The organism is uncultured Neglectibacter sp., assembly GCA_937958185.1.
GTDB lineage: Bacteria > Bacillota > Clostridia > Oscillospirales > Acutalibacteraceae > Acutalibacter.
The window spans coordinates 1-13,833 of the sequence record CALFFN010000013.1 but is presented as its reverse complement, the minus strand read 5'-3'; the positions used below and the strand labels follow the sequence as shown (position 1 = coordinate 13,833).

The 13,833-nt window shown below is 54.8% G+C and carries 13 protein-coding genes; 2 read left to right on the top strand and 11 right to left on the bottom strand.

Going from position 1 to position 13,833, the window contains the following annotated elements:
• Positions 1-154: 154 nt before the first annotated feature.
• The 5 genes from AB8996_RS03510 to AB8996_RS03490 all read right to left on the bottom strand — a co-directional run bounded on the left by AB8996_RS03510 (position 155) and on the right by AB8996_RS03490 (position 5,036).
• Positions 155-1,267 carry an ABC transporter ATP-binding protein gene (locus tag AB8996_RS03510; protein ID WP_369297591.1) on the bottom strand — a complete coding sequence of 371 codons (1,113 nt, stop codon included), beginning with the start codon at positions 1,265-1,267 and terminating at the stop codon, positions 155-157.
• Between the two features lie 155 nt (positions 1,268-1,422).
• Positions 1,423-2,157, bottom strand: coding sequence for a pseudouridine synthase (locus AB8996_RS03505; RefSeq protein WP_369297590.1), 735 nt, complete (start codon positions 2,155-2,157; stop codon positions 1,423-1,425).
• Between the two features lie 122 nt (positions 2,158-2,279).
• Entirely contained in the window at positions 2,280-2,936 is a 657-nt protein-coding gene (locus AB8996_RS03500) for a DUF4830 domain-containing protein (protein WP_369297589.1), read from the bottom strand.
• A 161-nt stretch (positions 2,937-3,097) separates the two neighbouring features.
• On the bottom strand, positions 3,098-3,679 hold the full coding sequence (locus tag AB8996_RS03495; RefSeq protein ID WP_369297588.1) for a 4'-phosphopantetheinyl transferase superfamily protein: 582 nt from the start codon (positions 3,677-3,679) through the stop codon (positions 3,098-3,100).
• A gap of 4 nt (positions 3,680-3,683) precedes the next feature.
• Positions 3,684-5,036 (bottom strand): MATE family efflux transporter, encoded by a 1,353-nt coding sequence (locus AB8996_RS03490; protein ID WP_369297587.1) that lies wholly within the window; start codon positions 5,034-5,036, stop codon positions 3,684-3,686.
• Between the two features lie 134 nt (positions 5,037-5,170).
• Here AB8996_RS03490 and AB8996_RS03485 point away from each other — a divergent pair, with 134 nt between their 5' ends.
• Positions 5,171-6,091 (top strand): nucleoside hydrolase, encoded by a 921-nt coding sequence (locus tag AB8996_RS03485; protein WP_369297586.1) that lies wholly within the window; start codon positions 5,171-5,173, stop codon positions 6,089-6,091.
• Positions 6,092-6,193: 102 nt separating this feature from the next.
• On the opposite strand, the gene AB8996_RS03480 is transcribed toward AB8996_RS03485, so the two are convergent.
• From AB8996_RS03480 to AB8996_RS03455, 6 genes are all read right to left on the bottom strand, one after another.
• Entirely contained in the window at positions 6,194-7,636 is a 1,443-nt protein-coding gene (locus tag AB8996_RS03480) for a MerR family transcriptional regulator (RefSeq protein ID WP_369297585.1), read from the bottom strand.
• Between the two features lie 234 nt (positions 7,637-7,870).
• The gene (locus AB8996_RS03475) at positions 7,871-9,340 is read right to left on the bottom strand and encodes an ASKHA domain-containing protein (protein ID WP_369297584.1); all 1,470 of its coding nucleotides are present in this window, start codon (positions 9,338-9,340) and stop codon (positions 7,871-7,873) included.
• On the bottom strand, positions 9,333-9,890 hold the full coding sequence (locus tag AB8996_RS03470) for a DUF2284 domain-containing protein (protein ID WP_369297583.1): 558 nt from the start codon (positions 9,888-9,890) through the stop codon (positions 9,333-9,335). The genes AB8996_RS03475 and AB8996_RS03470 overlap by 8 nt, the downstream gene beginning before the upstream one ends.
• A gap of 33 nt (positions 9,891-9,923) precedes the next feature.
• Positions 9,924-10,916 carry a uroporphyrinogen decarboxylase family protein gene (locus tag AB8996_RS03465; protein WP_369297582.1) on the bottom strand — a complete coding sequence of 331 codons (993 nt, stop codon included), beginning with the start codon at positions 10,914-10,916 and terminating at the stop codon, positions 9,924-9,926.
• 15 nt (positions 10,917-10,931) lie between these two features.
• Positions 10,932-11,564, bottom strand: a complete 633-nt coding sequence (locus AB8996_RS03460) for a corrinoid protein (RefSeq protein WP_369297717.1) — start codon at positions 11,562-11,564, stop codon at positions 10,932-10,934.
• 88 nt (positions 11,565-11,652) lie between these two features.
• Positions 11,653-12,717, bottom strand: coding sequence for a uroporphyrinogen decarboxylase family protein (locus AB8996_RS03455; protein ID WP_369297581.1), 1,065 nt, complete (start codon positions 12,715-12,717; stop codon positions 11,653-11,655).
• A 132-nt stretch (positions 12,718-12,849) separates the two neighbouring features.
• Between AB8996_RS03455 and AB8996_RS03450 the strand changes: the two genes are divergently transcribed.
• The gene (locus AB8996_RS03450; protein WP_369297580.1) at positions 12,850-13,695 is read left to right on the top strand and encodes an AraC family transcriptional regulator; all 846 of its coding nucleotides are present in this window, start codon (positions 12,850-12,852) and stop codon (positions 13,693-13,695) included.
• Positions 13,696-13,833 lie beyond the last annotated feature (138 nt).

Here is a 13,833-nt window from a genome sequence, read left to right as displayed (position 1 = left end):
CTTTTTTTGAAAATTCACCTGTAAAAAGGAAATTTTTTGCGAAAAGTCCACAGGAAACTGGGTAAAAAAAGAGTTTTCCTGTCCCATACGCCCTTTGGGGACGAAAAAAGGGATACCGCGATCGCGGTATCCCTTAAAAAGGCAAGTAGTAACTTTAGTTCAGGAAGGTCTTCTCGGTCTCTTTATCGAACAGGTGCATCTTGTTCAGATCAAAGGCAATGGAAGCCTTATCGCCGGACTTAGCGGTGGAGGTGGGCTCTACACGAGCGGTAAGAGCGTTGCCCTCGCAATTCAGATACAGATAGGTCTCAGCACCCATCAATTCGGTAACTTCCACGTCGCAGGTCACATGAGCGCCGCCAACCTTCTCGATGAATTCAGGCTCGTCATGTACGTCCTCAGGACGAATGCCGAACACAACATCTTTTCCAACATAATCGGCAATGGCAGTGCCCTCTGCCTTCTTTGCGGGAATCTTGATGGTGCAATTGCCAAAGGTCAGGGTGTAATCGGAGCCGTCCTTGCCCAGCTTGGCGTCGATGAAGTTCATCTGAGGAGAGCCCATGAAGCCTGCAACAAACTCATTGATGGGATACTCGTACAGGTTCTGAGGAGTATCGACCTGCTGAATGAAGCCGTCCTTCATAACCACGATGCGGTCGCCCATGGTCATAGCCTCGGTCTGGTCATGGGTAACATAGATAAAGGTGGTGCCCAGTCTCTTATGCAGCTTGGCGATCTCGGTTCTCATCTGAGCACGGAGCTTTGCGTCCAGGTTGGAAAGAGGCTCGTCAAGCAGGAACACCTTGGGGTCACGAACGATTGCACGCCCCAGGGCAACACGCTGTCTCTGACCGCCGGACAAAGCCTTGGGCTTACGATCCAGCAGATGGGAGATGTCCAGAATGCGGGCGGCTTCTTCCACGCGGCGCTTGATCTCGTCCTTGGGGGTCTTGCGCAGTTTCAGACCGAACGCCATGTTGTCATACACGGTCATATGGGGATACAGAGCGTAGTTCTGGAACACCATCGCGATATCTCTGTCCTTGGGGGCGATCTCGTTGGAAAGCGCGTCGCCAATGTACAGCTCGCCCTTGCTGATCTCTTCCAGACCGGCGATCATACGCAGGGTGGTGGACTTACCGCAGCCGGAGGGACCAACCAGAATAATAAATTCCTTGTCCTGGATCTCCAAATTGAAATCGGTAACTGCCGTGACTCCACCTGCATAAATCTTATACACGTTTTTCAGGGTTACACTTGCCATTCAAATATTCCTCCTGTTATTTTGGGTAGCGCTAACGATCAGCCGCATACCGTTTTAGATTGGTCTTAGTATATCAGACTTAACCGGCGAAAGATATCCATTATTTACCCAAATTTTGCCCTGAGAGTTTATGAGGTTTCCATAAAACCCAAATGTCAACTCTTGTTTTTGTGCAAATTGACATGGAAAATGGAAGCGATTTCTTCTTCCTCCAAAGCCCTTACACCCCCAGCCGGTAGTGTTTCGTCCAAAGAAAGGTCCCCTATCTTGAGTCTTTTCAGGGAAAGCACCTGATTGCCCACCGCCTGAAACATTCGCTTTACCTGGTGAAATTTGCCCTCTCTGATCTCAGTCATCGCCACTTCCCCGCCGCCCCGCATTTCCGTCCACAGCCTTGCCGGAGAGAAGCTTTGACCACCCTCTGTAATGCCCTTCTCAAAGGCGAGAATGTCTTCTTTTGTCACCGGGCGGAGAGTCTGCGCCTCATACAATTTATAGACGTGGTTTTTAGGGGCGAGCATACGGTGGGCAAACTCTCCATCATCGGTAATAATCAGCAGCCCCGTAGTGTCCTTGTCCAATCTTCCTGCCGAGAAAAGCCCGCGGCGGTAAAGCTCCGGCGGCAGCAGGTCCAGCACTGTTTCACAGCGGCTGTCTTCTGTTGCAGAAAGCACGCCCGCAGGCTTATTCATCATGAGATAGAGATACTTTTGGTAAACGACCTTCTCCCCGTCCACCTTTACAATATCGGTTTCCGGCGAGAGCTTTTGGGCAGGGGCAGTCACGGCAAGACCGTTTACCGTCACTCTGCCGGAGCGGATCAGGGCGGAAACCTCTTTCCGGCTCCCCAGGTTTTGAGACGCTAAAAATTTATCAAGACGTTCCGGCATTTTCACTCCCCCTGCTTCTGCCCTCTTTCTGCTTTTTATAGTATAACAGAAACAGAGAAAAAGCGCCAGCGGGAAATCTCTTCTGCGAAAAAGGACACGGGGCTTCCGTGTCCTCTGGACTGTCAATCGGTAGGATAGATACCCTCCTCCGGCTCACCGGCTGTTTCTTCCGTAGCGCCGGATTCCACTTCCGGCACGGAAGAAGCCATGTCTGCGTCGCCCTCTACCGCAGAAGCAGCGGAAGAAACCGCGCTGGCGGTCTGCCCTTCTCCCGCTGCGGTGCTTTCCACAGCAGAACTGGGGCTGGAACTGACCGCGGCGCTTTCGGCAGAGCTGCTCTCCGGGGCTTTCGACCTGCTTTCGGCGGTTTCCCCGTAGCGGGCGCTGTCGGCGGCAAAGCCGTGCATGAAGCCGTCCACCTCGGCGCACGCCAGGTCGCCGCCGATGATGAGCTTGCCGTACACCAGCAGGGTGGCGTAAACCTCTGTCACGTTGGGATAATTGTTGATCTTGTAGCGGTACTGGGTACAGGTTTCTCCGGCATAGGGCTTCAGGTCAAAGCCCTGTGCTTTCTGCATCACGTTGTAGGTGGTGTACACGTCGTTGAACTGGGCAGGGATCATGACCTCCCGGGTCTCCGCCGGGGTTTCGTCCAGCTGCCAGCCAAAGCTCTGCAAAAATGCCACCCGTTCTTCGTTTGTCCCGCCGGGGAACTCCTTCTGCTCCTCTTTCCCCTTGCCGTTGTGCAGGAAAATACAAGCGCCAACGACGACCACCACAAGAATGAGAAAAGCAATCACCCGTTTTCTGTTTGCTTTCAGCGATAAGACCATCTTCCACCGTTCCTCTCTATGCGGCAGCCGGGCTTTTTGCCCCGGTCGCCTTTCCTGCTCAATACCTATGAGGAACGGACGGCGGATATGACAAACTTTCCCGCGGCTCAGGAAAACTTGGAAATATCCACTGTTTTTACCTTTTCAGGAAGCCCGCCCGCGGTACAGACGGAGAGAATGAAATCGGGGAACGGTTCAAATGTTGCGGTCTCTATTTCCTGCCGCGCCGGGCGGAAGCTGCCGCTTTCCCAGGCAAATTCCGCGTTTTGGAAGCCGTAAGCAAAGCCCAGACCTGACAGCTTCATCAGGCTTTCTTTCAGCGTCCACAAGGTAATCAGCGCTTTATCGGGACAACAGGCAGTTTTCAAAAAAGCAAGCTCTCCGGGGGTGCAGATGCGCCGGGCAAGACGGGGGTCATAAGGGCGAAGAGGCTGTATGTCCACGCCGATTTCCCAATCGCTGAGAGCACAGCAGACTGCCCCCCTGCAGTGGGACAGGCTGAACCGCACCGGGCAATTGGAAAAATGAGGCTTTCCGTGCTTTCCTGTTTCAATTTGCAGGGAAAAAAGCGGTATCCCATACTCCTGCTCCATGGCAAAGGAAAGGAGTTTTCGGGAAAGGTCGTGCTGATGGGCGGCTTCTTTCTTTCGGCTGGAAAAGGAGCCTGTATAAGAAGTAACATACAGCAAACTATCACCCCTGTTCCGAAGCCCTGTTCGGGACCAGTTTGCCGATACGGATATAATAGACGATACACAGCAGCAGCGCCGCGCCGAACCACGCGGTGACGTCGGCAATATAAACGGACTGAAAGCCCATATGGAAGACGTTTGCCAGGAGCAGCACCACCCCAATGCGGAGGATCAGCTCCACGCCGCCGGAAATCAGCGGGGTGACCGTATCCCCCATGCTTTGCAGAGAAAAGCGGTAGATAAACAGCAAGCCGAGAACCCATTCCATAATGCCTGCCGCAAATAAGTAGGGATACGCCATGTCGATGACCGTTTTTTCCGTGCCTGTGACAAAGGCGGCGATCAGCTCCCGCCCGAAGAAGATCAAAACCAAGCCGATGGCGGCATTGACGATAAGGGACATGAAAATGGCTTTCCGCACGCCTGTGCGAATGCGGTCATATTTTTCCGCGCCGAGATTCTGCCCCACATAGGTGCCCAGCGAAAGACCGATGATACTGCCCGGCTGCTCCACCAGCCCAACGATCTTACTGGACGCCGTATAAGCCGCTACCGCCGCCGAACCAAAGCCGTTGACGATGCCCTGTAAAAGCATTACGCCGATGGCGGTAACGGAGTTCATAAATCCTACGGGGACCCCCAGCCGCAGCAGCTCCGCCATCATGCTTTTATCCACGGCGGCGTCTCCCTTTTGAAAGCGCATCAGTTCCATGCGCCGCAGGACAAAAAGGCACATACAGCCGGAAATCACCTGCGCCAGCACCGTTGCCCACGCCGCACCAGCCACGCCCCAGCGGAATACCATAACAAAGAGGAAGTCCATTCCCACATTGACAAGGGAGCTTATCACGATGATAATAAGGGGCGAAAGGCTGTCGCCCAGCGCCCGGAGAATGCTGCCCAGCACATTGTAAAACACCGTGGCAAAAATGCCAATGAAAATAATGCGCAGGTACAGCAGGGAATCCTCCATGATGTCCGCCGGGGTATGGAGCAGCTCCAGCAGCGGACGGGAGAAAAGCAAGCTCAATGCTGTGATGAGGGCGGAGGAAATGACCGCAAGATACGCGGAATTTGCAACAGCCTTCCGCACGCCCGCAGGGTCTTCCGCCCCAAATTTCTGAGAAATCAAAATGGAATAGCCATGGGTGAAGCCTGTAATAAAGCCGAACACGAAAAAATGGATCGAGCCCGTCGCGCCTGCCGCCGCCAGAGCGTTTACCCCGACGCCGCGCCCCAGCACCATGGCGTCCACCACGGAATACAGCTGCTGGAACACATTTCCCAGAAGCAGCGGGGCGGCAAAAGCCAGCAGCAGCTTTACCGGGCTGCCCTTCGTCATATCTCGTACCACAAAACTCTCTCCTCCGATTTTTGTCTCAAACAGGATAGCACATCATGGGAGGAAAAGCAATCGGCGGAAAAATTTTTCCTTGCCTTTCCGCCCGGTATCGCTTATACTTCATGATATCAGAAAGGTGGAACACTATGACAACGGAACAGTTTTTGCGCAATCTCACCCCGCCCACAGGCAAAGTGGACGTGGTTCTGGATACCGACGCCTATAATGAGATCGACGACCAGTTCGCCATCTCCTATTTGCTCCACGCCGGGGAGCGGCTTTCCCCTGTCCGCTTTTACGCCGCGCCTTTCCACAATGAAAAATCCAGCGGACCGGAGGACGGAATGCTGAAAAGCTATGAGGAGATCCTGCACCTGCTGCGGCTGGCGGACCGGGAGGACTTGGAGGAAATCGTTTTGCAGGGCTCGCCCCGATACCTGCAGGACGAGGAAACCCCCGTGCTTTCCCCCGCCGCCCACGACCTCACCCAGCTTGCCATGGAATATTCCCCGGAGCGCCCGCTGTACGTGGTGGCGATCGGCGCCATCACCAACGTGGCTTCCGCCCTGCTGCTGCGCCCGGAGATCGCGGAAAACATTGTGATCGTCTGGCTGGGCGGGAACGCAAGGCATTTGCCCCATACCAAAGAGTTCAACATGATGCAGGATATCGCTGCCGCACGGGTAGTCATGGGCAGCGGCGCGCCCTTTGTCCAGCTTCCCTGCGACGGCGTGGTAAAGCAGTTCACGGTTTCAGGGGCGGAGCTGGAGCTTTGGCTCAAGGGGAAAAACAGGCTGGCGGATTATCTGGCAACCTACACGATCCAGGAAGCGGAACGCTATGCCGCCGGGACCCCGTGGACGCGGGTGGTCTGGGACGTGACCGCCGTAGCGTGGCTGCTGGACAGCGACGGGAAATTCTTCGATTCGCAAATCGTGCCCGTCCGGCTGCCGGGCTATGACCACCGCTATGAAGAAGCGGAGCTGGATATCCCCATGTGTTATGTGGAAAACCTGTCCCGGGACACGCTGATGACCGACCTGTTCCGGCGGCTGACAACGGACTGAAAAAACTGTAAAGCCCGGGAAGAGCGTAAAATGCTCCTCCGGGCTTTTCCATATCATTTTTTATATTATTCTATATTATATTATGTGAAAACGCCAGCCTGTTTAGGAAGCCTTTTTCATGGTAAACACCATGGAGACCTCCGCCAGTTCTCCCTCATTGGGCGACAGGCAGCCGAGACCGTACAGCGGCTCACAGCCGGAATAGGTAAATTCGCTGTGAACGTCCACGCCGTAAGCGCTGGCGGAAAAGTCGGTGAAAGGGTCGTCCTGCAGCCGCTTCAAAATCTCTTCCAGCCCGCTCCTTCCCCAATCCGCTTCCGGCTGCGCCAGCAAAAAGGCACGCAGGGCAAGCTCTTTTTCATAGGTTTTGGCAGAGAGCAACGAATTGGTCTCCACCGCGGAGTATTCCATGCGCACCTCGGTGATCACCCCGTTCTCCTCCCGGTAAGAATACGTCACGGGGGCGTCGCCCGTCAGGGAGAATGAGCCGGGTCCATGCTGCACAATGGCTTGGAACTGCCCATCTACTTCCAGATAGGATTCCACCGGCACGGAAAAGCCGGAATAGTATTTCAAATAATAATTGCGGTTTTCGGCAAACTGCTCTACGGTAAGCTCTCCCCGGTGCGGGGGGAATTCCGCCCGGTTCAGCGCGGAAACATAGGAGAAGGACAGGAAAGCGAACAGCACCGCCGCCAGAATGCAGCGCCAGTTTTTTGTGTCCCGGACGGTTTCTTCCGAATCGTACTCCCAGCGGAGGGTCTCTTCCCTGCTGTACTGCCGATAAGAAATGCACAGCCGAATAAGAGAAAAGATGGGAATGGTAAACCCTTCGCCGTACCACAGCACGGACAGCGTTCTGCCCAGAGCCTGCCGGTAGCTGAGCCTACCTCCCACATTATCCGTCACCCGAATGCCAAAGACCCATTTTCCCAGCGTGGTGCGGAACCGGGAAAGCAGCAGCGGCTCTATCAGCAGGTTCAGCAGCAGGGAAACTATCCCTGCCGTGAGCACCAGGGGATTGCTGTTGTCTGCAAGATTCACATGAAATACGAAAAGCAAAAACAGGTGATACCCCACGCTGTACAGCACCTCGTCCAGCCTTCTGGCAAAGAACCGCCGCCAGGGGATCCAGGCACGCGGCGCTTTATCGGCGGCAAGCTCCGGGACAGGCGCGCCCCTGCTTTCCAGATCGTCCAGATATTTTCCGGCGTTCAACGTCTCAAAGCGGACACTGTCGCCCAGCATTCTCCGGCATATCTCCTGCGAGTGCTGCAAGTCCTCCTGCTGGGATTCCAGGCGCCGCAGCTGGTTTGCCAAAAGCGTCTGCAAGCTGACCGCGCCGGACTGCGCCTGTTTGATCTCCTCCAGGGGAACATGGAGCGACCGAAGCAGCTTAATGCGTTTTACGATCGACAAATCTTCTTCGGAATAGTCCCGGTAGCCGTTCTGGCTCCTGGCAGGAGACAAGAGCCCCTCAGATTCGTAAAAGCGGATATTGGCACGGCTCATGCCGGAGCGGGCTTCCATGTCTTTGATGGTCATACGGCTGACACCTCCATTGTGTTCTGCCTGCATGGTAAACTATCAAGAGACTTTACAGTCAAGGTTTTTTTGAAATTTTTTCGATTTTTTTGCTTTCGCGCACGATCAAGATTTATTATATCGCCTTGTGCTGAAAAAAGCAAAGAAAAACCCCCGCTCTGCCAAACGGCGGAGCGGGGGTTTTTGGTGTATTTGAGAATTCGGCGCGGATCTAGTTTATCCGCTGTTCCGTTCTCATAAACCTTCCCCAAAAAACATATTGGAAACATATTTTTCATTGAAAGCAGGGTTGCCGCCCAGATTGACGTGCTGAGACAGCCCGGCGATCCGGCTCAGCTCCCCTTTCGCGTGCTGGTCCAGCAGGACTGCCGCCGCGCCAGCCAGCGCCGCGTTGCCCAAAACAACAGTGCGCTTTTCGATTTCTTCGGGCAGCAGACCGATCTTGATGGCGCTTGCCACATTCAAATGGCTGCCAAACCCGCCGGTGATGTACAGGGTTTTGATTTCTTCAGCGGATATGCCGGCCGTCTCCAACAGGGTGTCGATCCCGGCGGCAATAGCCGCCTTTGCCAGCTGCACCGCGCGGATATCCTTTTGCTGAAGGGAAACTCCCTCTCCAAGGGAAAACTCGTCCTCTTCCAGCACGCCTGTTTCATCGATCTGTCCGCTTTCCAGCCCGGCGGCAATGGCGTCCAACAGCCCGGAACCGCAGATACCTGCGGGAGCCGCGTTGCCGATCGTATGTACGGAAAGTTTGCCGTTTTCCAGCCAGACCTTATCTATCGCGCCGGTCACGCTACCGCAGCCGCAGGAAATCCCCGCGCCCTCAAAGGCAGGACCCGCCGCGGTGGAGGTCACATACAGCACGCCGTCCTTCCACAGGGCAATTTCACCGTTGGTGCCGATATCGCACAGCAGGGCAACATCGGCGCTGCCGCACATTCCCGAAGCCAGCACGGCGCAGGTGATGTCCGCGCCCACAAAGGCGTTCATGCAGGGCGGCAAATATGCCGTGCGCCCGGCAAACTCCGTTTCGACATCAAAAAGAGTTTCCGCCAGAAACGGAGCGTGGGACAGGCTTTCCGGGTCTTTCCCGGTCAGCAGGTACAGCATGGTCGTATTGCCTGTAATGACCAGAGAATCCGGCATTCCGCAGGCTTTTCCAGCTTCCTGCAGCAGAGCTGTGATACAGTCCGTCACCTGAGCCTGCAGGACGGAAAGTTTTCCGTTCATGGCGGCTTCAATACGCCCCATTACGTCCGCCGCTTCCGCTGTCTGCGGGTTCAGCGCCGCTGCCGTGCCGACGCACACGCCTGTCGCCAGATCAAAAAGCTTGACGGCGATGGTGGTGGTGCCGATATCCACGGCTGCGCCGTATTTTCCCGGCATGGGCGACAAGGGCGCGGTTTGCGTCCCCGTTTCTGTTTCAATCGTCATGGAAAGCCCGTCATCCGGCAAAACTACGGTGGCATCCCCCAGAACGATGGTCTGGCAGGACAACCGTTTCCCGATACGTTCTTCCAGCTCGTTTGGCTCGGAAACCGCCCCAATGACCTCCACGGCACATTTGCCGCAGTTCCCATGACCGCCGCAGGGGTGCGGAAGGGAAAAACCCGCCCGCTCCAGAATAGCGTCCAAAAGGGTCGCATTTTCAAATGGGATTTTATGCGCGCGTTTGTTTTTCCAAACCGTCAGTTCAAACATTGCCGTCCTCCGGGAGCAGGATCATGCTGAAAAAGGTCACGGTATCCTGCCCGTTTATGTATTTCAAGTCGGTGCTCTTTGTGGTGTTGTACACGTCGATTCCATAGCTTTCCAGAGACGCCAGTGCGTTTTCAGGAGAGACACAGGGCTTGTTTTCCTGCTTGGCACAGGTCTCGCAGTACCGGCAGCCGCCGTTTATCAGGTGGAGATACCCTTCCGGCAGCAGCGGCTTTGCAGCCTTTTCGATCTTCCGGCTGATTGCCGCGTGGAGCCGGGCGCTTTCCCCCATTCCCTCGATGTCAAAGCTGTCTTCCAGCTCAAAAATGGTCTGGTACAAAAGAGCCCTGGGAAAGCTCTTGACCGTTTGAATCAGCTCGTCAATGTCGCCTGTATCCGGCGGGCACATCCAGCAGCGCCCGTAGTTGCCGCATACATTGGTAGCGCACACGTCCCGGAAGCTGGCTGAGGTCACGATCTGCCCGGCGGAAATCATCGTCGCCTTTTTCGCGCCCTCGGAAAGGGCAATTTCTATCAGTTTTTCATACTCCATTGGAAGCTCCTCCTTTCGGAGACGGAATAAAACTTAATCTTTCAGTGCCCGGAAAAATGCGTCGATATTATCCCAGCTGGAATGAGCGGGAATGTCACAGCCGGAGGAGGGAATGAAATTCTTGTATCCGCCGCATTTTGCCAGCAGCTCCCTGGTTGCCGCATAAACGGAATCGGGCGTACCCTGGGCGAACTGGGAGGCAGGATCCACATTGCCCATGCACAGCGCGTCCGCCGGGGCGGCTGCCAGGATTTCGTCCATCTTCACAGCGTTGCCGAAATGGTAGGCGACGGCGTTCTGGGAGAAGATGCTGTCCAGCATTTTCGGCACGGAATTGCCGCAGTTGTGGTAAATAATACCGAACTCCTCGTCCTGCAACGCGTCGATGATACGCTTCACATAGGGCACGGAAAATTCCTCTGCCATTTCCGGGTTCAAAATTCCTGTCAAAGGCTCCGCCATCATAATACCGTCCGCTCCGGCGGCTTTCATGGCTTTGCCATATTCGATCAAATACTCCGTGGCTTTTTCCAGCACAATGTGGACGGTTTCCGGCTCGTCAAAACAGATGTACATGATCTCCGTCACGTCCATGAGCCGGCCTGCCAGAGAGAAAGGTCCGATAATGCCGGCAAGCAGGGGCTTATCCGTAATGCGCTCCTTTGCCAGACGGACGCCCTCGACGCATACCCTGGCGCGCCCGGCGTCCAGCGAGGGGACCTTCAGCGCTTTTGCTTCTTCCTCATCGGAAACGAGCTGTCCCACGATGGCGGGGATCTCGCCCTCAGAGAAATTGACCTTTGCGCCGAATGCCTCCGCTTCCACGGACAGGTCCATCAAACTGACAGCCGCCAGATTGTCGGTCTCCTTGGCAATGACAGCCATTGCCTGTGCCTGGAGCTCGGCGTCCTTCACCAGCTGCTCCACGGTCACATTCAGCTTTTGGGTCGCCGGGAAAGACAAAATCGGCAGCCCGCGCTGAGAATCCGACTTTGCGGCGTCCCAGAGAAATTTACTGATATTCATGGGAAAATCCTCCGATCACTGCACAAAGGACAGCGCCATGTCGGCTGCGCTGGCGGCGTCAACGGTGTAACCGTCCGCGCCGATCTGCTTGCAGAATTCTTCATTGACAGGCGCGCCGCCGATCATGATCTTCACTCTGTCGTGGATACCGGCAGCCTCGGCAGCCTTTACCACGTCCTCCATGACATGCATGGTGGTGGTGAGCAGCGCGGAGCAGCAGATGATATCGCAGTCGTTTTCGATAGCGGCGTTGACAAAGGTCTCGGGGGCAACGTCGGTGCCCAGGTCGATGACTTCAAAGCCCTTGCCCTCCAGCATCATCTTGACCAGGTTCTTGCCGATGTCGTGCAGGTCGCCCTGAACAGTGCCGATACAGACCTTGCCGATGGACTCCACTCCGGCTTCCGCCAGAAGGGGCTTCAGCAGCTCGATGCTCTGGTTCATGGCGCGGGCCGCCATCAGGACCTCAGGCACGAAAACCTCGTTCTTCTTAAACTTCTCGCCAATAGCGCTCATGCCGGCAAGCAGACCGTCCTTCAGAATGTCCTGAGGGTTCACGCCCTCGTCGATCGCCTTCTGTACCAGCTCCTTGGTCGCCTTGGACTTGCCGCTTTCCAGCAGCTCTGCAATTTCGTTCAAAATCATGATAAAATCCTCCTTGAATTTTTCTGTAAAAGAGTGTATATTGTCTAACGAACCCGGAAAACTCCGGGGAAGAACCTGTTGTAAGAAAACATCAATAGCTGCCGGCCTTTTTGACCGTTTCGATAATGCGCTTCATATTTTCCAGGCTGACGTCGTCGGGAATGGAGTGGTCGGAAGAGAAGATATATCCGCCGTTCTGCTTGAGGATCGGCACTTTCTCATTGATCTCCGCGATAACCGCCTCGGCGTTGGGCCACTGCTGGGCATTGATCCCGCCGTGGAGCACCAGCTTATCGCCAAACTCTTTCTTGAGCTGCAGGGAATCCATGCCTGCTTTTACTTCCAGAGGATTCAGGGCGTCAACGCCTGTTTTCACAATATCGGGCACCAGGGTCATCACATCGCCGCAGGAATGCAGCTCCGCGTAAATGCCGCGGTCATGCGCCCAGTTGACGCCTCTGGTATGATAGGGCTGAAGCAGGTCACGATACATTTGGGGAGAGAAGAAGGTCGTTCCCTTGTAGCCCATGTCGTCCCACCACCACATCTGGTCAAAGTGGTAGCCTGCGTCCCAAATACGGGTAAAGAGCTTTTCACAGCGGTCCAGATAGGTGTCGAACATGTCCTGCACCAGCTCCGGCTCCTCCATCATGGCGATGAGGGTGGTGTCCGTTCCCATCATATGGGAATGGGTCACGTCAAAGCCGAACCAGAAGTTGCCGCGGATCCAGTAGCCCTTGCTTCTCCACTCGTCAAAGTGGTTCTTCAGCATGTCCCACGGAATGCGGTCGTCGTCCAGCGTCATCAGGGCTTTGGCTTCTTCCCACGCGTCTGCGTCTACGACCTTATAGTCCAGATTCTCCGGGGTGGATTCCGCGTTCTTAAATTCCTTCGTTGTCACGCCCCAGGGCGTGGTGGAAATGATATAGCGGTCATTTTCTTCAATGATCTTTTTGGGGAACCTGGGTGAGATATCAATATTGATATGGACTACTTTATCAATATCAAAATATTCCGTCCAGTCCGTATTTTGGGGCATTCCCTCCTGATTCCAGCGGCGAATGGTAGTGAACCAGGGATCGTCGGTGATCGGGATGCGGTCAGCTTCACGGTGTTCAAAGGTCCTTTTGAAGCGTTCCCATGTTGTCATTGCCATTGTAAAACCTCCCAAAGTTTCGTTCTGTAATTTCATCTTATCAAGCAGAAAAGCGCAAGTCAACCGCCAAAAATGACGCTGTTCGCTTTTTGATATCAGGAATCAAATTTTTGTTATTTGGAGATTTAATCTATGTATCATGAAAACGGAGATTTCGGTCAGGTTCGTCTGGCAAGCATTATCCCCACCCTGCAGAACAAGGGCTTATTTGCCCTGCATTCCATCGGCTGGCACAAATGCAACGACCGCTACCAGATATTCCACCCGGAAGGAAGTGAGGACCATCTGCTCCTCATTACGATAGGCGGCTGCGGCCACATGAAGCTGGAAGACACGGACTATGACCTTCCCGCCGGAACGGTGGCGTTTATCCCCCGCAATGTCCCCTGCTCTTACGGCACGCCCAAGGACGGATTGTGGGAATTTTACTGGGCGCACCCCGGAGAAACGGTCGCCAATGAATTTCTGGACGCCATCGCCCGCCGGTGCTTCTTTCTGCGGGAATTTAACTCTGACCATGATTATGCCCAGCGCATGGAGAAGCTGCTTTCCCTCTGCCAGAAGCATACGGACGACAGTTCGCTGACGATTTCCCAAAAGCTCAGCGAGCTGCTGCACCTGATCGCCTTTGACCTCTGTGAAAAGCCGCAGTCAGTTTCTCTTTCCAACCATGTGATCTCCTATATCGAGCAGCACTATGACGAACCGCTCCGCATTGAGGACATTGCCGGGTCATTGTTTATTTCCACGGCACACCTCACCCGTATCTTCAAACGGGAAAACGGCTGCACCCCCCATCAGTATCTGATGAAGTACCGGCTGTTATCCGCGGCGGAGCTTCTAAAATTCAGCGAATTACAGGTCAAGGAGATCGCTTCCCTGGTAGGATTTTCCTCCTCCAGCCACTTTATCAGCAGCTTTTATAAGCGATACGGCTGCACGCCGGTACAATATCAGGAGCAAACCATGGGAAAGTAACCCGCGGCAAGCCCCCGTGCCCTGTCAAGGCTGCGCTTTTCCTTTTCCCTCTTCCTGATATAATCAAAACCACCAGTAGAACTGGTGGTTTGCACATCCCCTAGAAGGGGCAATTACGGACTTCGCCCCTGAAGGGGC